At 70.8% G+C, this 20,122-nt stretch carries 22 protein-coding genes; 7 read left to right on the top strand and 15 right to left on the bottom strand.

What is annotated here, in order from left to right:
- Positions 1-27: 27 nt before the first annotated feature.
- The gene (locus tag MMA15_RS00415) at positions 28-408 is read right to left on the bottom strand and encodes a hypothetical protein (protein WP_241056947.1); all 381 of its coding nucleotides are present in this window, start codon (positions 406-408) and stop codon (positions 28-30) included.
- Between the two features lie 152 nt (positions 409-560).
- On the opposite strand from MMA15_RS00415, the gene MMA15_RS00410 reads away from it, so the two are divergent.
- Positions 561-806, top strand: coding sequence for a toxin-antitoxin system HicB family antitoxin (locus tag MMA15_RS00410; RefSeq protein ID WP_241056946.1), 246 nt, complete (start codon positions 561-563; stop codon positions 804-806).
- Complete coding sequence (locus MMA15_RS00405; protein WP_241056945.1) at positions 803-1,174, top strand: fic family toxin-antitoxin system, toxin component; 372 nt, start codon at positions 803-805, stop codon at positions 1,172-1,174. Before MMA15_RS00410 ends, MMA15_RS00405 begins: the two co-directional genes overlap by 4 nt.
- Before the next feature lie 157 nt (positions 1,175-1,331).
- Here MMA15_RS00405 and MMA15_RS00400 read toward each other — a convergent pair whose 3' ends face one another.
- The 4 genes from MMA15_RS00400 to bioB all read right to left on the bottom strand — a co-directional run bounded on the left by MMA15_RS00400 (position 1,332) and on the right by bioB (position 5,378).
- On the bottom strand, positions 1,332-2,012 hold the full coding sequence (locus MMA15_RS00400; RefSeq protein WP_241056944.1) for a class I SAM-dependent methyltransferase: 681 nt from the start codon (positions 2,010-2,012) through the stop codon (positions 1,332-1,334).
- A 115-nt stretch (positions 2,013-2,127) separates the two neighbouring features.
- The gene (gene bioD / locus MMA15_RS00395; protein ID WP_241056943.1) at positions 2,128-2,889 is read right to left on the bottom strand and encodes a dethiobiotin synthase; all 762 of its coding nucleotides are present in this window, start codon (positions 2,887-2,889) and stop codon (positions 2,128-2,130) included.
- 4 nt (positions 2,890-2,893) lie between these two features.
- A complete protein-coding gene (locus MMA15_RS00390; RefSeq protein WP_241056942.1) occupies positions 2,894-4,240 on the bottom strand; it encodes an adenosylmethionine--8-amino-7-oxononanoate transaminase in 1,347 nt (448 codons plus the stop codon).
- Positions 4,233-5,378: a biotin synthase BioB gene (gene bioB, locus MMA15_RS00385; RefSeq protein ID WP_241056941.1), complete on the bottom strand. Its 1,146-nt coding sequence runs from the start codon at positions 5,376-5,378 to the stop codon at positions 4,233-4,235. Before bioB ends, MMA15_RS00390 begins: the two co-directional genes overlap by 8 nt.
- Before the next feature lie 303 nt (positions 5,379-5,681).
- Here bioB and MMA15_RS00380 point away from each other — a divergent pair, with 303 nt between their 5' ends.
- Complete coding sequence (locus MMA15_RS00380; protein WP_241056940.1) at positions 5,682-6,938, top strand: 8-amino-7-oxononanoate synthase; 1,257 nt, start codon at positions 5,682-5,684, stop codon at positions 6,936-6,938.
- A 79-nt stretch (positions 6,939-7,017) separates the two neighbouring features.
- Here MMA15_RS00380 and MMA15_RS00375 read toward each other — a convergent pair whose 3' ends face one another.
- Together MMA15_RS00375 and MMA15_RS00370 are read right to left on the bottom strand one after the other, a co-directional pair.
- Positions 7,018-7,317, bottom strand: coding sequence for a hypothetical protein (locus MMA15_RS00375; protein WP_241056939.1), 300 nt, complete (start codon positions 7,315-7,317; stop codon positions 7,018-7,020).
- 5 nt (positions 7,318-7,322) lie between these two features.
- Positions 7,323-7,967: an ATP-dependent Clp protease proteolytic subunit gene (locus MMA15_RS00370; RefSeq protein ID WP_241056938.1), complete on the bottom strand. Its 645-nt coding sequence runs from the start codon at positions 7,965-7,967 to the stop codon at positions 7,323-7,325.
- Between the two features lie 95 nt (positions 7,968-8,062).
- Between MMA15_RS00370 and MMA15_RS00365 the strand changes: the two genes are divergently transcribed.
- Positions 8,063-8,365: a type II toxin-antitoxin system Phd/YefM family antitoxin gene (locus MMA15_RS00365; protein ID WP_241056937.1), complete on the top strand. Its 303-nt coding sequence runs from the start codon at positions 8,063-8,065 to the stop codon at positions 8,363-8,365.
- Positions 8,366-8,399: 34 nt separating this feature from the next.
- Here MMA15_RS00365 and MMA15_RS00360 read toward each other — a convergent pair whose 3' ends face one another.
- Both MMA15_RS00360 and MMA15_RS00355 read right to left on the bottom strand, forming a co-directional pair.
- A complete protein-coding gene (locus MMA15_RS00360; protein ID WP_241056936.1) occupies positions 8,400-9,350 on the bottom strand; it encodes a M28 family metallopeptidase in 951 nt (316 codons plus the stop codon).
- A gap of 263 nt (positions 9,351-9,613) precedes the next feature.
- Positions 9,614-10,633, bottom strand: coding sequence for an ABC transporter permease (locus MMA15_RS00355; protein WP_241056935.1), 1,020 nt, complete (start codon positions 10,631-10,633; stop codon positions 9,614-9,616).
- A 106-nt stretch (positions 10,634-10,739) separates the two neighbouring features.
- Here MMA15_RS00355 and MMA15_RS00350 point away from each other — a divergent pair, with 106 nt between their 5' ends.
- Together MMA15_RS00350 and MMA15_RS00345 are read left to right on the top strand one after the other, a co-directional pair.
- On the top strand, positions 10,740-11,423 hold the full coding sequence (locus MMA15_RS00350) for a TetR/AcrR family transcriptional regulator (protein ID WP_241056934.1): 684 nt from the start codon (positions 10,740-10,742) through the stop codon (positions 11,421-11,423).
- Between the two features lie 296 nt (positions 11,424-11,719).
- Positions 11,720-13,372 (top strand): alpha/beta hydrolase, encoded by a 1,653-nt coding sequence (locus MMA15_RS00345; protein WP_241056933.1) that lies wholly within the window; start codon positions 11,720-11,722, stop codon positions 13,370-13,372.
- Positions 13,373-13,583: 211 nt separating this feature from the next.
- Here the strand turns inward: MMA15_RS00345 and MMA15_RS00340 are convergent, their stop codons facing one another.
- The 6 genes from MMA15_RS00340 to MMA15_RS00315 all read right to left on the bottom strand — a co-directional run bounded on the left by MMA15_RS00340 (position 13,584) and on the right by MMA15_RS00315 (position 18,690).
- Positions 13,584-14,336: a lysophospholipid acyltransferase family protein gene (locus MMA15_RS00340; protein WP_241056932.1), complete on the bottom strand. Its 753-nt coding sequence runs from the start codon at positions 14,334-14,336 to the stop codon at positions 13,584-13,586.
- Positions 14,337-14,425: 89 nt separating this feature from the next.
- Entirely contained in the window at positions 14,426-14,584 is a 159-nt protein-coding gene (locus MMA15_RS00335) for a hypothetical protein (protein WP_241056931.1), read from the bottom strand.
- Between the two features lie 110 nt (positions 14,585-14,694).
- Positions 14,695-15,645 (bottom strand): cytochrome c oxidase assembly protein, encoded by a 951-nt coding sequence (locus MMA15_RS00330; RefSeq protein ID WP_241056930.1) that lies wholly within the window; start codon positions 15,643-15,645, stop codon positions 14,695-14,697.
- A gap of 163 nt (positions 15,646-15,808) precedes the next feature.
- A complete protein-coding gene (locus MMA15_RS00325) occupies positions 15,809-16,537 on the bottom strand; it encodes a type 1 glutamine amidotransferase (RefSeq protein ID WP_241056929.1) in 729 nt (242 codons plus the stop codon).
- A gap of 31 nt (positions 16,538-16,568) precedes the next feature.
- A complete protein-coding gene (locus MMA15_RS00320; protein ID WP_241056928.1) occupies positions 16,569-17,807 on the bottom strand; it encodes a MurT ligase domain-containing protein in 1,239 nt (412 codons plus the stop codon).
- A 235-nt stretch (positions 17,808-18,042) separates the two neighbouring features.
- The gene (locus MMA15_RS00315; RefSeq protein ID WP_241056927.1) at positions 18,043-18,690 is read right to left on the bottom strand and encodes a TetR/AcrR family transcriptional regulator; all 648 of its coding nucleotides are present in this window, start codon (positions 18,688-18,690) and stop codon (positions 18,043-18,045) included.
- Positions 18,691-18,845: 155 nt separating this feature from the next.
- Here MMA15_RS00315 and MMA15_RS00310 point away from each other — a divergent pair, with 155 nt between their 5' ends.
- Positions 18,846-20,105 (top strand): acyl-CoA dehydrogenase family protein, encoded by a 1,260-nt coding sequence (locus MMA15_RS00310; RefSeq protein ID WP_241056926.1) that lies wholly within the window; start codon positions 18,846-18,848, stop codon positions 20,103-20,105.
- Positions 20,106-20,122 lie beyond the last annotated feature (17 nt).

Raw genomic sequence — 20,122 nt, 5'->3', positions numbered from 1 at the left:
CGCCCGCGCCCGCCCCGCGCCACCGCCTCAGCCGCGTATTCGCAGACCCGGCGTGAGAAGAAGAGCGGCCACCGCGAGATTCGTCACCGTCCCGAACGGCAGATACCAGAGCCCGAGCACGGCGAGCACCGCCACCGCCTTCGAAGCTCCCGTCGTGCCCGTGGCGAAGGCCGCCGCGGAGGCCAGGTACGCCACGGCGTAACCGACGAACACCCACTTGACCAGCAGGGATCGGGGGTCGAGACCGATGCCCGAGACGAGCTTCGCCCAGGGGCCGAGCTGCCCGGCGTGCGTGCCGCCGTCCGGTGTCACGAAGTCGCCGGTGAGCAGGGCGTGGAGCCCGTCGAAGAGCATCCATCCGCCCGTCACCGCCACCAGCGCGATCACGGCCCATCCGGCCCAGTGCATGCTCGTCCCCCTCCATGGCTTCCCGGACCTCCCCTGGCGGTCCACCCGGAACAGAACCCTAGAGCCGGGCACTGACACCGCCGGGCCACCGTGCGCACGGCCCGGCGCATACGGCCTGGCGCCTGCTAGCGGTCGAGTGCTAGCTTGAAGGTGTGTCGAAGACTCAGCTGAACGTCCGCGTGGACGAGGCCACCGCACAGACGGCGCGTGAGCGTGCCCTCGAACGGGGTGTGAGCATGAACCGGTACATCGAGGAACTGGTCGAGCGGGACGCCGGAGAAGCGGGGCAGACCTTCGTCGAGGCGGCGTCGGAGTTCATGAAGAGCTACGAGTCGGTCTTCGCGGAGGAGTTCCCCGAGCCGGGGCGGCGCGAGAGCGAGGGCCTTCCGCGTACGTGACTCTCCGCATCGACCTCGCCTGGCTGCTGATGGTCGCGGAGGCGAAGGCCCCTGGCGACCCGCGCGTCACCGACTACGGCGCACTCGTCGCCGCCGTCAGCAGGCATGAAGCGACCATATTCGAACGCCCCGTCTACGCCGAGCCCCACGACCGTGCCGCGGCCCTGCTCCAACTGCTGCTGCACGTCCCCGCGTTGGAGCGTGGCAACGCCCTCTTCGCCTCGGCCGTCGCCTACGGCTATCTCGTCGCCAGCGGACTCAGCGTCAGTACCTCGCCGGAGCGCATCCGCGATCTGGCCCTGCTGGTGAAGGACGGCTCGGCGGGCGTACGCGACATCGCCCTGGAACTGCGCAACTGGACGCAGTGACTGCTGCGCGAGTATCAACGGGGCCTGGCATCAGGGCAGTCGGCGTCCCGTAGCGACCCGGGTCAGCCCGGTCTGGGGCCCTGTCCGGTCTGCCGCCCTGCCCGCCTGGCGCGGCCCCGCCCTTCCGCACGGACCGCCCCTCGCCCGCCGCGCCGGCTCACGGGCGGCGTGCTCTCCCCAGCACATGGAACGACGACGGGAAGGTCGGCCCGCTCTCGGGCACCAGCAGCCTGCGGAACGTCACGTCCGTGAACCCCGCGGCCCCGATCTCCCCGACGGGGTCCCGCCCCGAGTGGCAGCCGCCGAACAGCAGGGGCCACACCGTGGCGTCCAGTGCACGCTGGAGCCGGGCCATGCGCCGCCGCCCCTCCGCCCGCCCGTGCTCGTAGAAGCGCAGTTGCCCGCCGGGCCGCAGCACGCGCCGGACCTCGGCCAGCGCCTCCTGTACGTCGGGCAGCGAGCACAGCACCAGCGAGCAGACCACGGCGTCGCAGGAGGCGTCCGCGACCGGCAGCGCCTCCGCCGTGCCGTCGACGACGCTCACCGGCACCCGCAGCGCGTTGCTCTCGGCGGCCCGTGAGGCCGTAGCGCGCAGCCGCGGTTCGGGTTCGACGGCGGTCACGTGGGTGACGCGCGAGGGATAGCGGGCGAAGTTGAGGCCGTTGCCCGCGCCGATCTCGACCACTTCGCCTTCGAGTCCGGAGAGCAGTTCCTCGCGGTGTGCTCGGACTCCGGCCCGTACGTCGGCCGATTCGCTCAGCCGCTCGTAAAAGCGCGCGAACAGCGGGTGGCGTACGGGCCGGGACTCGTGCGCCGGTTGTGCGGCAGGTGCGGACATGACCGGTTCCTCTCCTTCGCGCCTGCCGCGCCGTCGGCGGCGAGCATCTGTCCCGATTGTGCACGTTCGTGACGCTGCGGGGCAGAGGGCGGCGCTACCGGGAAGCGGCAACGCGTCAGAAGACACCGGTGCCGCGAAGACCGGACGAGACGCTGACGTCGTCGCCGTGCACCCCGGAGGCGCTGCCGGACCGGCATCCGCCGAGTTCGCCCGCGAGCCAACTGGGCGCCGCAGCACGGAAGTCGGCGGGCTCCAGCGCCCCCGCACCGGCCGGCAGCACACCAAGCAGCGGGCATCCCGCGGCCTCGGGCAGATCCGCCAGATTGCAGCGCGTCGCCAGATCGGGTGCGGTCGGGAAGCTCCCGATGACGACCCCCAGGGTGCGCAGTCCGCGGTTGCGGAGCGCCTCCGTGGTGAGGGCCGTGGCGTTGAGGGTGCCCAGTCCGGCGGCTGCGACCACCACCGTCTCCGCCTCCAGCAGCCGCGCCGCGTCAGCGAGGGTCGCGCCCTCCTCGTCGTAACGTACGAGCAACCCTCCGGCGCCCTCGACCAGCACCAGGTCGTGATCCGCCGCGAGCCGCCGAGCCGCCCCGGCGATACGGTCCGGGCGCACCGGCTCCATGCCCGCCCTGCGTGCGGCGGTGGCGGGCGCCAACGGCTCGGGATAGCGGGCCAGTTCGGCGATCGTGACGTCCTCACCGGCCATCTCCCGTACGCGTTCCGCGTCCCCGGGCTCACCGTCGGCCACGCCGGTCTGGGCGGGCTTGAGCACCGCGACCGAGCGTCCGCCCGCCAGCGCGGCCGTGGCCAGCGCCGCCGTGACGACGGTCTTGCCGACCTCCGTGCCCGTACCGGTGACCACGACGATTCCCCGCATCGCCTCAGCCCTCCTCCGCCGCGGCGCGCATCGCCGTACAGATCGCGGCCACGTCCTCGTCGCCCGTCACATAGGGCGGCATCGCGTAGATCAGATCGCGGAACGGCCGCAGCCACACCCCGGCCCGCGCCGCCGCCCGGGTCGCCGCCGCCATGTCCGCCTCGTGGTCGAGCTGGAGGACGCCGATCGCTCCGAGCACCCGCGCCTGCGTGACGCCCGGCAGCTCCTCGGCGCCCGCCAGTCCGGCCCGAAGGCCCTCCTCGATGCGGCGCACCTCCGTCTGCCAGCCGCCGTCCAGGAGCAGCCCCACGGAGGCGTCCGCCACGGCGGCGGCCAGCGGGTTGCCCATGAACGTCGGCCCGTGTGCGAGCACAGGCACCTCACCGCGTGAGATCCCCTCCGCCACACGCGACGTGCAGAGCGTGGCGGCGAGCGTGAGATAACCGCCGGTCAGCGCCTTGCCCAGGCACATCACATCCGGTACGACCCCGGCGTGCCCGGCTGCGAACAGGGAGCCGGTGCGGCCGAATCCGGTGGCGATCTCGTCCAGCACCAGCAGCACGTCGTGCTCGTCGCACGCCTCGCGCAGCGCCCGCACATACGCAGGGGAGTGGAAGCGCATTCCGCCCGCGCCCTGCACCACAGGCTCCACGATCACCGCCGCCAGTTCACCGGCGTGACGTGCGACCGTCTCGTGCAGACGAGCCACGTAGTCCTCGTCGGGGGCGGTGGCGAAGCCGGGCGGCGGCGCGTCCGCGAAGACCTGGCGCGGCAGCACACCCGACCACAGCTCATGCATGCCGCCCTCGGGGTCGCACACCGACATCGGCTGCCAGGTGTCGCCGTGGTATCCGCCGCGCCACGTCATCAGCCGCCGCTTCTCGCCGCGGCCTTGTGAACGCCAGTACTGGAGGCACATCTTGACGGCGACCTCGACCGAGACCGAACCGGAGTCGGCGAGGAAGACATGCTCCAGACCGCTCGGAGCGATCTCCACGAGGCGCTTCGCCAGCCGCACGGCGGGCTCGTGCGTGAGCCCGCCGAACATGACGTGGCTCATGCGCTCCAGTTGGCCGCGCGCCGCCTCGTTGAGCACGGGGTGGTTGTAGCCGTGCACGGCCGACCACCACGAGGACATCCCGTCGACGAGTTCCCGGCGTCCGCAGAACTCCTCCGCGAGGCGCAGGCGCACCCCGGCCGCCGACTCGACGACCAGGGGCCTGTCGCGTCCCGGCATCGGCCCGTACGGATGCCATACGTGCCGCCGGTCCAGGTCGAGCAACTCGCCCGGACTCAGCGGCTGTTGTGCAGCGGAACGGTTCATGGTGAGGGCGTCGGCGCGGTCAGGCATTGGGCGGCAGTGCGGTACCGGCCCCACGCCGGCGTACGGAGACCAGCTCCTCGGCGCGGATTCCGGGGCGCTGGCGGTGCTCGGATTCCCCCTGGTCCTGCGGTTGATCGCCGTCCTCGGCGGGCCGGCCCGGCACGCGGTGCGCGGGCAGCGTCGTGGTGTCCGCGCCCTCCACCTCGAATCCGGCGTCCGCGATCATGTCCAGGTCGGACTGCCCGGCCTGGCCCTCGCTGGTGAGGTAGTCGCCCAGGAAGATGGAGTTGGCCAGGTGCAGCGCGAGCGGTTGCAGCGACCGCAGATGCACCTCGCGTCCGGCGGCCAGCCGTACCTCCGCGTCGGGATGTACGAAGCGGACCATCGCCAGGATGCGGAGCGCCCGCTGCGGCGTCAGATTCCACTCGTCCGCGAGCGGCGTCCCCTCGAACGGGATGAGGAAGTTGACCGGCACCGAGTCCGGGTCCAGCTCGCGCAGCGCGAACACCACGTCCACGAGGTCCTCGTCGCTCTCGCCCATGCCCGCGATCAGCCCCGAGCACGCCGACAGCCCGGCGCCCTGCGCATGACGGACCGTCTCCTGCCGGTCGGAGAAGTCATGGGTGGTGCAGATGTCCCCGTATGTCGACTCGGAGGTGTTGAGGTTGTGGTTGTAGGCGTCGGCGCCCGCCTCACGCAGCCGGTCGGCCTGCCCCTCGGAGAGCAGCCCGAGGCAGGCGCACACCTCGACGCCCTCGTGCTGCTCCTTGATGGCGGAGATCGTCTGCGAGACGCGGTCGATGTCGCGGTCGGTCGGACCCCGGCCGCTGGCCACCAGACAGACCCGCTTCGCGCCGCCCTTGAGACCGGCCTCCGCGGCGGAGGCGGCCTCGTCCGTCTTCAGCCAGGTGTACTTGAGGATCTCGGCCTTCGAGCCGAGGCGCTGCGAACAGTACGAGCAATCCTCAGGACACAGCCCGGACTTGAGATTGACGAGATAGTTCAGCTTCACCCTCCGCCCGAACCAGTGCCGGCGCACCTTCCCTGCGGCGGCCACCACATCGAGCAGTTCGTCGTCGGAGGTCTCCAAAACCGCTCGGGCTTCGTCACGTGTCGGCAACTCGCGGCGGAGGCCCTTGTCCACCAGCGTCTTCAGCAGGTCCATGACGGCGATCCTTGCCGATTCCCCCGCTCAAGGCCAAGGAGAGAACTCACAACACCGCCCGCGGGCGGTGTGTGTATCGCCACACCACGGCCCCGCCGCCGAGCGGATACCGTCTATGGACTGCCGACAAAAGCGCGCACCGGGCTCTCACTCCCGCCGTTCCGGTCCGTCCGACCGGTACGGACCCCGGAGACCCACAGGGCGGGACGGAACACCGGCACTGAGCACCGGACACTGCATACGGAGCACGGCCCGCGCGCCTGTCGCAGCACGCGCCGCACCACCCACGCGAGAGGACCGCCCATGCCCGACGAGGCCCGCGCCGCAGAAGGCTCGCCGGAGTCGTCCCGCCGCGAAGACACACGCGTACAGCCCGCCGGGCAGGAAGGCCCCGCGGAGGACTCCGCCGCCTGCGGCGACCCGTTCGCATGGACCGCCCCGGCCCGCCGGGACCGTGAACGTGCCGGTCTCGTACGGCAGTTGCGGCATCGCCCCGCCCGGTCGCCCCTGCTGGACCTGGCAGGCAACGACTACCTCGGCCTGGCCCGCCACCCCGAGGTGACCGGCGCCGCGGCCGAGGCGGCACAGCGCTGGGGAGCGGGCTCCACCGGCTCCCGCCTGGTCACCGGCTCCACCGCCCTGCACGCCGAACTCGAAGCGGAACTCGCCGAGTTCAGCGGATTCGAATCCGCACTGGTCTTCTCCTCCGGTTACGCCGCGAACCTCGCCGCGCTCACCGCCCTCACCGCTCGCGGCGGCCTCCTCGTCTCCGACGCCGGGAACCACGCCTCCCTCATCGACGGCTGCCGCCTCTCCAGGGCGGAGACCGCCGTCGTACCCCACTGCGACCCGGAGTCCGCGGCCAAGGTCCTCGACGGACACGGCGGCAGGGCCCTGGCCGTCACCGACTCGGTCTTCTCCGTCGACGGCGACGCCGCACCGCTGGCCGCCCTCGCGGCCGTCTGCCGTACGTACGGGGCAGCACTCGTCGTCGACGACGCCCACGGGTTCGGGGTCCTCGGCGACGGCGGACGCGGAGCCGTGCACGCTGCGGGCCTCGCCGGCACCCAGGGCACGGTCGCGACCGTGACCCTCTCCAAGTCGCTCGGCAGCCAGGGCGGAGCGGTCCTGGGACCGGCCCACGTCATCGGTCATCTCGTCGACACCGCACGCAGCTTCATCTTCGACACCGGGCTCGCCCCGGCGGCGGCAGGCGGGGCCCTTGCCGCGCTGCGCCTGATGCGGCGCGAGCCGGAGCGTTCCGCAAGGGTGCGCGCTGCCGCCGTACTCCTCCACGACCGGCTGGCCGCCTCGGGGATGCACGCCGTGCGCCGCCCCGACGCGGCCGTGATCTCCCTTCGGGCACCCACCCCCGACGACGCGGTGCGCTGGGCCGCGGACTGCCGTGCCGCCGGGCTCCAAGTGGGCTGCTTCCGGCCGCCGTCCGTGCCGGACGGCATCTCACGGCTGCGGCTGACGGTCCGCGCGGATCTCGACGACGGCCAACTGGAGTGGGCCGCCCGTACGATCGCGCGCTGCGCACCGCCCGGAGCCCGCTGAGCGAAGCACCGGGCGCCGCACGTCCGCACGGTCGGAGCGCCCCAGAGGGACGCCCAACCGAACGCCCGCGCCCGCGAGTTCAGTCCCCCGGCACGGTCACGCGCATCGAACGACGCTCACCGTCCAGCACCCGCAGGGCCGTCGCCAGCGTCGCGCTGTGCATCTCCGACTCGCCTCGCTCGTGCATGAGCGCCAGCGCGTCGCGCAGCGCCGCGGCCTTGACCGGCAGCGCCTGTGCGGCCCGCAGCGCACCGTAAGTGTGCTCACCGCGCGCTGGGTTGACGCGCCCCAGCACGTCGAGCACTTCCAGATAGGCGTCCACCACCTGGCACTCCGCCCGCGTCAGCGCGGGCAGCGGCGGCAGTTCGGGAGGAGGCACCGCGCTCACCCCCGCGCGGGGCCGCGGTCGCCGCCGTTGCGTTTGCGGCCGGCGGTGAGGTGGTCGATGAGCCCGTACGCCATCGCTCCCTCGGCGTCGAAGATCTTCTCCCGTTCGATGTCCGCGCGTACGGTCTCCGGCGATTGCCCGGTGTGCCGCACGTACATCTCCTCCAACCGCTCGCGGGTGCGCAGCAGTTCACGCGCCCGGATCGCCAGATCGTCGGCCTGCCCCTCGACCGGCTCGGTGAACGCGGGCTGCTCGATGACGATGCGCGCACCGGGAAGTGCCAGCCGTTTGCCGGGAGTCCCGGCGGCCAGCAGCACGGAGGCGGAGGAGGCCGCCTGTCCCAGGCACACCGTCTCGATGTCGCAGCTCACGTACCGCATCGTGTCGTAGACCGCCGACATCGCGGTGAACGAGCCGCCGGGGGAGTTGATGTACAGGGAGATGTCCTGCTCGGGCGCCGCCGCCTCGAGATGGATGAGCTGCGCCATGACGTCGTTGGCCGCGGTGTCGTCGACGGGGGTGCCCAGGAAGACGATGCGCTCGTCCAGGAGCTTGGAGTACGGATCGAGCGTCCGGGTGCCGGCGCTGGTCCGCTCGGTCAGCTCCGGCAGTACGTAGCGGGCTGACGGCCGGTAGGGCATCACGCCACCTCATCCCTCGGAAGGTCCGAAGTCCCTTGGCAGGACTGGCTGAACGTCAAAAATGTACAGGACGTACATGACGTTATGCTGGGAGCATGACGTACGAGATTCCGGTGACGCAAGCACGTGCGGCCCTCGCCGACCTGATCAACCGCGTCGTCTACGGCGGCGAGCGCGTGGTCGTCACCCGGCACGGCAAGCCGCTGGTGGCGCTCGTATCGGCTGCTGACCTGGAGAGACTGCAAGAGATGAACGGGGCGGCCGAGGAGGGCGTGATCAGGACCGTCTCCACGGTGCGCGACGTCCCGTCCGCCGAAGGCGAACGCCGGCGCTTCGGCATCGCCGCACAGCACCGCGGCCCGGCCGCCGGTGACAGGCGGCCGGGCCGGGAGGGTTGAAAGGCCTGCCCACGCGGGCGGCCCCGGAACTACGTCAGGAGCTGAGCTCCCACACGGCATGTGCGATGCCGTCGGTGTTCACGTCGAGCGCCTTCTCGTTGATGTTCGAGATGTCGTCGCACTCCGAGTGGTAGCAGGAGTCGTACGGCTCACCCGCCTTGCCGTTCCACTGCTTGGCCTGCTCCTCGGTCATGGTCTCCCCGGCGCCGCTGAAGGTGCCGCCGACCGTCACGCCCGCGTCCTTGAACGACGCGTGGTCGCTGCGCCCCTGGACCTCGGGGGACGTCGCCGTCGTGATGTCCTTCGACTTGTAGTAGTCCTTGAAGACCTTCTGGACTGCGGCATCGTCGTCGTAGACGAAGTAACCCGCGTTCGGCGAGGCGATCATGTCGAAGTTCAGATAGGTGTTGATCTTCTTCACTTCGTCCTGGGAAAGGCTCTGGACGTAGCTCTGCGAGCCGACGAGCCCTTCCTCCTCGGCGCCCCACCAGGCGAAGCGCAGATGCTTGGACGGCTCCAGCTTCTCCTTGGCCACGGCGAGGGCGACTTCGAGCACGCCCGCCGAACCCGAACCGTTGTCGTTGATGCCGGCGCCGTCGCTGACGGAGTCGAGGTGGGAGCCGACCATCACCGTGTTGTCGGCGGAGCCGCCCTTCGGCCAGTCGGCGACGAGGTTGTATCCGGTCGTGCCGCCGTGGTCGAACTCCTGGACCTTGGTCTTGAATCCGGCAGCGTCGAGCTTCTTCTTGATGAAGTCGATGGACGCCTTGAAGCCGGGCTCGCCGTGTGCGCGGTTTCCGCCGTTGGCCTCGGCCACCGACTGAAGCTCCTTCAGGTCCTTCTGGACGCTGTCCACGGAGATGTCGGGTGCGGCTGCGGCCTCCGGCTTGACGGCCTGGGCTGCGCCCGCGCCGAGCAGAGAGGCCGCCAACGCGGTGCTCGCGGAGGCGACCAGGAGTATACGACGCTTCTCTTTGCGGATCACAGGTACTCCGATGCTGTGTGGGGGGATTCGAAGTTACTGCTGGGTCTTGCGTCCTGACGAGAATCGTCCGCGGGCGGCTGCGGAGTCAAGAGCGTTTACCGGACGGGGTGTTGCGACATACGGAGAGTCGCGAAGACGTTCGCGGTACTTCCACGTGCCCGCGTAGGCGACGGCGCACGAAAACAGGCACGCCGATCCCGTCGCTCAACTGGCGGCGCACGGTGGGCAGTCGGGGCTGCCGGCGCGGCCGGCAGCCCCGAGGGTCAGGCCACCGCCGGCTGCGCCTCGTTCGGCTGTGCTCTCCCGTCGGATTCCGGCCCCGGCTCCTTCCGCAGACCGCCTATCGTCACCAGGACGAGTCCGGCCACTGCCCATACGGTCAGCACCAGCACGGGCGAGTCCGAGGCGCGGCCGTCGAAGAAGCCGACGGAACGCAGCAACGTCCCGCCCGCGCCCGGCGGCAGCCACTGGCCGATGTCTCCCAGCGGCTGCGGCAGCATCTCCGGCGCCGAGGTGACCCCTGAGAGCGGATTGCCGAACAAGACCATCACCATCGCCCCCAGTCCGAGGCCCGCGGGACCCAGCAGCGTGCCGAGACCGGCCGCGCTCGCGCTCACCGCGAGCGAAATCAGCGCGAACGAGGCCGACTCCGCCCACCAGTCGCCGGTGAGCACGCCCAGCCAGGTGTCCGTGAGCGCGGCGGCGACCACTCCTACGAGGGCCGCGGCGCCCAGCAGCGCGACGACCGCGCGGGTGCCGCGGAGCCCGGCGGTGACGACCAGGGCTCCGGCGGCCACGCCGCCTATCGCCATCGGCAGCACGCTCGAACTCAGCGCCGCGCCCCGCGGATCGGCCTCCGGTGCGGCGACGACGTCCGTGGAGCGCGCGGCATGCGTCTGCGCGGACGGCCCGCCTGCGGCCTTCTCCAGTGCCTGTGCGACGACGGGGCCGGCGGCGCTCGCCGTCAGCATGTGCGGCCCGTCCGGCCGTGCGACGACGGCACCGTAGACCTCGCGCTGCTCGACCGCGTCGCGTGCGGCGGCCTCGTCGGCGTACCGGTGGACCTCGAACTGGCCGGCGTGGCGGGCCAGTTGCTTCTGGACGGGCGCGGTGGCGGCCGGCGGACCGGCGACCCCCAGCGGCAGGTCGCGTGGTGCCGTGCGGGCCGCGGGCCAGGCGAAGGCCCACAGCGCGACACCGACGATCAGCGGTGCGAGCAGCACGACGGCGACGAGGGCGCGGGAGCCGGGGACCGGCCGGCGGCGGGGCGTGGGACCGGGCATGCGGTGGCCCTCCTTTCCAAAGAGAAGGATCGTTCGTTTTACGCGGCACACCCTCGCGCCACGGTCCGAGGTTGTCAAGAATGAACGTTCGTTTTAGCCTTCGGTCATGGCCCGCGTATCCCAGGAGCACCTCGACGCCCGGCGCCGGCAGATCCTCGACGGTGCCCGGCGCTGCTTCACCGGCAACGGTTTCCACGCCACGTCGATGCAGGACGTACTGAAGGAGGCGGGCCTGTCGGCCGGAGCCGTCTACCGCTACTTCCGCAGCAAGGAGGAGATCGTCGCCGCGGTGGCGGCGGAGACGCTGGAGAGCGTGCGGGAGTCCTACGCCGCGGTCGCCGCCGCGGACCCGCCGCCCACGCCGGACGAGCTGTTCGCCTCCGTCCTCGCCAAGCTGCGCGAGTCGCTGGGCGACTCAGGCGACCAGCGTGCCCTGCCGCAACTGCTGATGCAGGTGTGGGGGGAGACGCTGCGCAATCCTGATGTGGCGCGCGTACTGAGCGAGGGTTATCAGGGCCTGCGCCGCCAGTGGGTGGAGCTCGTCGAGGAGTACCAGGCCCGCGGCTGGGTCGATCCCGGCGCCGACCCCGACCATGTGGCGCGCACTCTCATCGGCACCGTGCAGGGCTACTTCGTACAGCAGGCCCTCTTCGGTGGAATGGACCCGGCCGGATTCCAGGAGGGCCTGCGGGCGCTGGTCACCATGAACGTGCCGTCACTGGCAGCGCCCGATGAGACCAAGGGGGAACGGGCCGACCGGAAGCGGGCGGACCGGAAGCGGGCGGGCTGACGACCCGTGGCCTGGCGGCCGGCACCGCCGACTCCTCCTCGCCACGGGCGAGTTGACCGCCTCCTGGCGTACCGGTGTCTTCGCAGGTCGGGCGCCGCCGCACGGTGTTCCCGTGCCCCCGTATGGACCCGCTGCCGAGGCGCACATCGGACAGCGCGGGTAGATTCACGACTTGGTAAAGATCACCGGAGCACTCTGTCCCGTGTGTGCTACGGGCAGGTAAGGATCGACGGTGACGTGATCAACGATCGCACCCTGCCCTCAGCGGCCAGCCACCCCAAGGGGGAGCACCCCACGTGAATATACGCAAAGCAAGCATCGCCGCCGTCGGTGCGACGGCGCTCACCGCCGGACTCGTCGCCGTTCCCTCGGCGTTCGCCGCTTCCGGCAGCGGCCAAGCGGACAACGGAGGCGGCGCAGAGGCACGTGGCGTGCAGGCCGCAGCCGCCCGCGCCGCCAAGGAAGGCGTCGACTGGAAGGACTGCCCCAAGGACTGGGGCATCGAGAAGCCGGTCCAGTGCGGGTTCGTCACCGTGCCCGTCGACTACGCCGACCCGGACGGACGGAAGATCAAGATCGCGGTCGACCGTGCCAAGAGCACAGGCGGCAAGGACGACCGCCAGGGTTCGCTGATCTACAACCCCGGCGGGCCCGGCGGCTCGGGCATGTCCTTCCCTACGCGCGTCACCCGCGACAACCCCCTGTGGACGAAGACGGCCAAGGCGTACGAATTCGTCGGCTTCGACCCCCGCGGCGTCGGGCACTCCTCGCCGATCTCCTGCATGGACCCGCAGGAGTACGTCAAGGCGCCGAAGGCCGACCCCGTTCCGGACGACGAGGCCGACAAGACCGCCCAGCGCAAGCTGGCCAAGGAGTACGCCGACGGCTGCAAGGAACGCAGCGGTGACCTGCTTCCGCACATGACGACGCCCAACACGGCACGCGACCTCGACGTCATCCGTGCCGCGCTGGGCGACAAGAAGCTCAACTACCTCGGCGTCTCCTACGGCACCTACCTCGGCTCCGTCTACGGCACGCTCTTCCCCACGCATGTGCGGCGCATGATCGTGGACAGCGTCGTCAACCCCTCCCGCGACCAGATCTGGTACAAGAACAACCTCGACCAGGACGTCGCCTTCCAGACCCGCTGGGAGGACTGGACGAAGTGGGTCGCGAAGCACGACGACACCTACGGCATCGGCGACACCGCCGCGAAGGTCGGCGAGCAGTGGGAGAAGCTGCGTGCCGAGGCCAAGAAGAAGCCCATCGGCGGCGTCGTCGGCCCCGCCGAACTGCTGGCCTTCTTCCAGAACGCCCCGTACTACGACCAGGCTTGGGCGCAGGTCGCCAAGGCGTGGTCGTCGTACATCAAGGGCGACGAGAAGCCGCTCGTCGAGGCAGCCGGCCCCGACATGTCCGACAAGGCCGGGAACAAGGAGGCGGAGAACGGCAACGCCGTCTACACCGCCGTCGAGTGCACCGACGCCAAGTGGCCCAAGAGCTGGGAGAAGTGGGACCGGGACAACACCCGGCTGCACGAGCAGTATCCGTTCCTCACCTGGTCCAACGCCTGGCTGAACCTGCCGTGCGCGACGTGGCCCGTCAAGCAGCAGCAGCCGGTGGAGGTCGGAGCCGACAAGGGCCTGCCGCCCGTTCTCATCACGCAGTCCGAACGGGACGCGGCCACGCCCTACGGCGGTGCGCTCGAAGTGCACAAGCGCCTCAAGGGCTCCCGTCTGATCACGGAGCGGGACGCCGGGTCGCACGGCATCACCAACGTGAAGAACCCCTGCATCAACGAGCGCGTCGAGAAGTACCTCCTCAAGGGCGACGTCGACGCGAAGGACGTGACCTGCGGGCCGCACTCGGAGCCGGTGCCGCAGATCCTTCCCGATGTGGCGACGCCGGAGGCCAAGGCCAACACCGCCCGGCTGCACGCTCCGCGCTGATCCGGGCGGAACTCAGCGGCACGCACGCCGGAGCGCGAAGCAGCGTCCGCATCGCACCGCACCGGCATGATGAGGGGCGGCCCGGAAATCCCGGGCCGCCCCTCGCTCGCGGTGCCTCGTGCGCCCTGTGGGCCTCGTGCTGCCCTGCCGTGTCACGCCGCCGCGTGAAGTGCCGTCGCATGTACGGCCGTTCCGCTTCCCGGGCCTCGCCTCAGTCCTTCTCGCGTTCCCCGCCGTGGCCACGTTCCTCGCCGCGCCCGCCGCGCGTACGGGCCTGCTGGCGTTCCTGCGCCTGAAGCGCCTTCGCCTCCGGCGCGTACATGTCGACGTACTCCTGACCGGAGAGCTGAAGGATCTCGTGGATGATCTCGTCGGTGACCGCGCGCAGCACCGCGCGCTCGCCCTCCATGCCGGCGTAGCGGGAGAAGTCCAGCGGCTCGCCGAAACGGATCGTCACACGGCCGAACCTCGGCATCTTCCGCCCGGGCGGCTGGAGTTCGAAGGTGCCGAGCATCGCGCAGGGGATCACCTTCACACCCGCCTGCAACGCCATCGATGCGACACCGACCCTGCCCTTGTACAGCCGTCCGTCGTGGGAGCGGGTGCCCTCGGGATAGATGCCCAGCAGCTCGCCTTTGCGCAGGACCCCCAGTCCCTCGTCGATGGCTGCCTGCCCCGCGCCCTTGCCCGAGCGGTCCACCGGGATCTGGCCGACGCTGCGGAAGAACGCCGCAGTCAGCCGCCCCTTGATTCCGGGCCCGGTGAAGTACTCGGACTTCGCCAGGAAGGTGATGCGCCGTCTGAGGATCGCCGGCATCAGGAAATGGTCGGAGACGGAGAGATGATTCCCCGCCACGATCGCCGCGCCCTCGTCCGGGATGTTCTCCAGTCCTTCGATCCGCGGACGGAAGTACAGCCGCAACAGGGGCCCCAGCAATACGTACTTGAACAAGTTGTAGAACACGCGATTACGGCCTTCCCCCATGCGTTCGGTGAGATCGCAGAGTAGCCCCCTCCCGTGCGGCCGGGGGAGGGGGCCCACCGGAGACCGCCTCAGTTCCGCCGGGTGGTGACGGCTCCCGCAGTGGCCATAACCAGGACGACCCACGCGAACCAGAGCCATCCGCTGCTGCCCATCGTCACCGTGTAGGCGGTCACGACGATCAGCGCCGTCACCGTGACCGCGGTCAGGGTCTTCACAGAGCCAGGCATCTCGGCACCCTCCTCCCGCGCCCGGCCGCGGCGGGGATTCCCGTACAAAAAGGACCGGGCCCGGCCTCCATGGTCGCTCGGCCGCGGTCGACTGCGCTACGGCCGGGAGGTCACTGCCCGCGTGCTTGCAGCGACGCCAGGTAGGCGTTGTACGCGGCGAGCTCCTTGTCGCCGTCCCGGTCGGCCATGCGGTCCCTGCGCCGTGCCTCGCGCTCCTCCGACCTGTGCCACTGGAAGACCAGCGCGAGCAGCACCAGCACCGAGGGGATCTCGCTGAACGCCCAGGCGATGCCGCCGGCGGCCGTCTGGTCGGACAGCGCCGTCACACCGAGGGACGCAGGGGGAGACGCGTAAGTGGCGATCATCGGCTCCGACGCCATCATCAGCGCGATCCCGAAGAAGGCGTGGAAGGGCATCCCCGCGAACAGCTCCAGCATCCGCAGCAGATAGCCGGGCCGGTGCGGCCCGGGGTCGACGCCCATGATCGGCCAGAAGAAGACCAGGCCCACCAGCAGGAAGTGCACCATCATCGCCAGGTGCCCCGTCGTCGAGCGCATCAGCAAGTCGAATACGGGCGTGAAGTACAGCGCGTAGAGACTGGCGATGAACAGCGGGATCGTGAAGCCGGGATGGGTGAAGACCCTCAGCACCCGGCTGTGCAGCAGGGCCACCAGCAGCTCCCGCGGGCCCTTCCGGCCGCGTCCCGCGGACGGCAGCGCCCGGAGCGTCAGCGTCACGGGCGCCCCGAGCAGCAGCAGGATCGGCGAGAGCATGCTGATGATCATGTGCTGCACCATGTGGACGCTGAAGAGCACCATCCCGTACTCGTTCAGAGCCGTGCACATCGTCACCGCGACGCTGAGCACGCCCAGCGTCCACGCGACGGTACGGGGCACGGGCCACGCGTCGCCCCGCCGCTGCAGCCGCACCACGGCGGCGGCGTACAGCACCAGCGCCAGCAGGCACCCCGTCAGGAAGAAGGGCTCGCCGGTGAACTGAAGACCGCGGCCGAGAGTGAACGGCGGCAGATCCATCGTCATGCCGTGCCCGCCGTGATCCATCCGCGCTCTCTCCTGACTTGGGGCGTTCTGCCCGACAAGCGTATTCCCCCGCCCCGTGGCGCGGTCCGGGACCCCCGCCCCCGGCGCGTGTACCGGCCGGGGCGGGGGAGAGGCGAGACGTGCTGAGCCTGCGGAGTGTGCCGAGTGCCGAGTGTGCCGGGGGTCAGGCGGGCTGGAGCGCCGCCGCGATCCGCTCCCTGCGCAGCGCCTCGTACCACTGGTCGTTCACCGGCGGCAGCGCGTTCACATCCAGCGCCAGCTTGATGAGGTGGTCAGCGATCTGCGGGTTGCGTGCCAGCACCGGGCCGTGCATGTACGTACCGAAGACCGTGTCGTTCCACGCTCCTTCGGTGCCGTCGCCGGTGCCGTTGCCCTTGCCCAGCCGCACTCGCGCAAGCGGCCGGGCGCCCGGCCCGACCCGGGTGACGCCCTGGTGGTTCTCGAAGCCCGTCAGCTCCGGCAGGCCCAAGTCCGGGTCGATGTCGGCCAGTACGTCCCCGACGCAGCGCTCGGCCTCGCCGCGGGTGCTGACGACGTCCAGCAGGCCCAGGCCCTGCTGGGTCTCACCGAGGTCGTTGACGAACTCCCGTCCCAGGATCTGATAGCCGGCGCACACCGAGAAGATGATCGCGCCGTTGTCGACGGCCCGCCTGAGCCCGCCGTCACGCAGCAGCCGCTCCGCGGCGAGCCGCTGCGGCCGGTCCTCGCCGCCGCCGATGAGGTAGATGTCCGCGGACGTGGGCACCTGCTGGTCGGAGCGGATGTCGGTGCGCTGCACCGCCAGCCCGCGCTGCTGCGCGCGGCGCTCCACCACCAGTGCGTTGCCCTGGTCGCCGTAGGTGCTCAGCAGGTCGGGGTAGACCCACACCACCCGCAGGCTCGTGTCACTCATTCTCGCCAACTCCTTGAGCGGGTCGCTGGGTTCAGTTGCCGACGACGCGGCGCAGATCCTGGAAGGCCGTGTAGTTCGCGATCGCCTCGATGCGTCCGGGCGGGCACGCGGTGACCGCCTCGGCCGCGCTCTCGCAGACCTGGAAGTCGACGCCGGCGACCTCCAGCCGTACGGCCAGATCCAGCTTGCGGTCGCCGATCACGCAGATCGGGTGCCCCGCCAGACGCGAGTAGTCCACGTCCCAGAGCCACGAGGTGTCGGTGCCGTCCGCGCTGCGGGCGTTGACGGAGAGGATCACCGGGGCGGGCGGCGCGTCGATGAGCGAGAACGTCTCCAGCCATCCCGCCGGGTTCTTCGCCAGCAGCAGACGCACCTCACGGCCGCGGTAGCCGACCACGTCGTATCGGCCGGCGACGGCGGTCACCGAGTGCATCCGCTCCAGGGCCGTCTGCGGCGGCACACCGAACGCGGCCGCCACCGCCGCGGAGGTCGTGGCGTTGGCCTTGTTGGCGCGGCCCGGCAGTTGCAGCTTGATCGGCCACGCCGAGCCGTGCGGGTCCAATACCTCGTCGCCGGAGAGCGCCCAGCTCGGCACGGGACGCCGGAAGCCGCACTCGCCGCAGAACCAGTCGTCGCCGGGCCGCTGCATCACGCCGCCGCACGCGGGGCACGACCACGCGTCGTCCTTCCACTCCTGGCCCGCGGCCACCCACACCACGTTCGGAGCGGACGAGGCCGCCCATACGACGAGGGGGTCGTCGGCGTTGGCGATGACCACGGCCTTCGTACCGGAGAGGGCCTCTCGCCAGCGCTCGGCGAGCATGCGCGTCTCGGCGGCGCGGTCGAGCTGGTCGCGCGAGAGGTTCAGCAGGGCGATGGCCTTCGGGGTCACATCGCGGGCGACGGTGTCGAGGTACTTCTCGTCCACCTCGATCACGCCGTACCGGGCGTCCGATCCACCGGCGAGCGCCGAGGTGATACCGGCGGGCATGTTCGCGCCCAGCGCGTTGGAGACCACGCCGCCGTTGGCGCGCAGCGCCTCGGCGATGAGACGGGTGGTGGTGGTCTTGCCGTTCGTCGCGGACACCAGGACCACGTCGAGGTGGTTGGCCAGCTGAGCCAGCAGGTCCGGGTCGAGTCTGAGGGCGACCTTGCCCCCGATCACCGATCCGCTGCCGCGACCCGCCGCCCGCGATACCGCCGCCGCGGCCCTGCCCGCCGTAACGGCCAGCCTGGCCCGCGGAGACAGCGGCTCCTGGTTGCCTGCCATCGTCCTGGTCCTCCTTGCCCCTCGGTCCGGGTGCAGCCTATCGAGGTCCGCCGTCGTGCCCGAACCGCCTCACCCACAGGGGAGTTGCGCCTCGTGCGCCGCGCCCGGCCTGTCCCGGGACGCGCGCTGATCCTATGTAGGCGTGCCGCGCCGGTGCTCCCTTACGCGAGTTCCGTCGTCACGCAAGTCTTCCCCGGCGGCGGTGCCGTTGCTGCCGCGCGGCCTCGGAGCGGTCTCAGAGACGCCCGGGCGCTCCGGGCCGGTCCTCGGCGAGCGCCAGCCCGCCCCACAGCAGGTCGGCGAGCTGCTTGACCAACTCCGCACGTGGGCAAGGGCGTTCACGCAGCCACCAGTCGCCGGCGGCGTAGGCCATGCCGACCACGCCGTGCCCCCAGATCCGTGCGCGCTGCTGGCCCTCGGGGCCCAGTTCGAGCCGCTCCTCTATCACCTTGCCCAGCTCGTCGCCGAGGCGGCGCAGCAGGGGAGCGGCTTGCTGTCCCGCGTCGAAGCCGCGGTCGGCGCCGGAGGTGCCTTCGGAGGGGTGCATGAGGAAGCGGTAGACCTGCGGGCGGACCTCGATCGCGGCGAGGTAGGTGTCCAGCGTGGCCTCGACCCGCTGGCGGCGCTCCGCGGGGGCGTCGAGCGCGGAGCGCAGGGCGCTGAGCAGCGCGTCGGTATGTCGTACGGCGAGCGCGCGGTAGAGCCCTTCCTTGTCGCCGAAGTGGCGGTAGAGGATGGGCTTGGTGATCCCGGCCTCCGCGGCTATGGCGTTCATCGAGGCGCCCGGGCCGTCACGCAGCACCACGCGGTCGGCGGCCTCCAGCAGCTCCCGGCGTCGTTGGTCTCCGGTGCTTCGCTGCTCTGCCGGCTGTGTGGTCTCCATGGCGCCTCCCCACCCGTTTCAACTCGCGCTACCCCTGCGAAACGTAACACCCGGCACTGTCGGAGAGCCGGGCGCGGCCGGGAGTTGACATCCATTACCGACCAGTAACAGACTGACCATTACCATTGGTAACTCTGCTGCTGGAAGGACCGGTCATGGGCGACTCCGCATTCGCGCTCGATCTCAATGAGGACCAGAAGGAGATTCGTGAGTGGATACACGGTTTCGCGGCCGACGTGATCCGCCCTGCCGCCGCCGAATGGGACGAGCGTGAGGAAACGCCCTGGCCCGTCATCCAGGAGGCCGCGAAGATCGGTCTGTATTCGCTGGATTTCTACGCGCAGCAGTTCTTCGACCCGACCGGTCTCGGCATCGCCATGACGATGGAGGAGCTTTTCTGGGGCGACGCCGGGATCGCCCTTTCCATCGTCGGCACCGGCCTGGCCGCGGTGGGCGTACTCGCGAACGGCACCGAGGAGCAGATCGGCACCTGGGTACCGCAGATGTACGGCACCCCCGACGACGTGCAGGTCGCCGCCTTCTGCTCCTCCGAGCCCGACGCGGGCTCCGACGTCTCGGCCATGCGTACCCGCGCCGTCTACGACGAGGCCAAGGACGAGTGGGTGCTCAACGGCACCAAGACCTGGGCGACCAACGGCGGCATCGCCAACATCCACGTCGTCGTCGCCGTCGTCGACCCGGAACTCGGCTCCAAGGGGCACGCCTCCTTCATCGTGCCGCCGAACACCCCCGGCCTCTCCCAGGGCCAGAAGTTCAAGAAGCACGGCATCCGCGCCTCCCACACCGCCGAGGTCGTACTCGAGGACGTCCGCATCCCCGGCAACTGCCTGCTCGGAGGCAAGGAGAAGCTGGACGAGCGCCTCGCCCGCGCCCGCGAACGCGCCAAGCAGGGCGGCGAGGGGGCGCCCCCGGCCGAAGGCTGGGGGAGGGTGAAGAACGCGGCCATGGCCACCTTCGAGGCGTCCCGTCCTGCGGTCGGCGCGCAGGCGGTGGGCATCGCCCGCGCCGCGTACGAGGTCGCCCTCGACTACGCCAAGACCCGCGTCCAGTTCGGCCGCCCCATCATCGACAACCAGGGCATCGCCTTCCAGCTCGCCGACATGCGCACCCGCGTCGACGCGGCCCGGCTGCTGGTGTGGCGTGCGTCGTGGATGGCCGCCGCGGGCAAGCCCTTCGAGTCCGCGGAGGGCTCGATGTCCAAGCTGTACGCGGGGGAGACGGCCAAGACCGTCACCGCACAGGCCATGCAGATCCTCGGAGGCAACGGCTTCACCCGCGAATACCCCGTGGAGCGCATGCACCGGGACGCGGCGATCTACACGATCTTCGAGGGGACGAGCGAGATCCAGCGCCTCGTCATCGCACGCTCGGTCTCCGGAATGCCCATCCGCTGAGCCCGCCGACGGACGCG

The organism is Streptomyces marispadix (assembly GCF_022524345.1).
GTDB lineage: Bacteria > Actinomycetota > Actinomycetes > Streptomycetales > Streptomycetaceae > Streptomyces > Streptomyces marispadix.
Note: the sequence above shows the minus strand (reverse complement) of the source record. Positions and strands in the feature narration are given on the sequence as shown.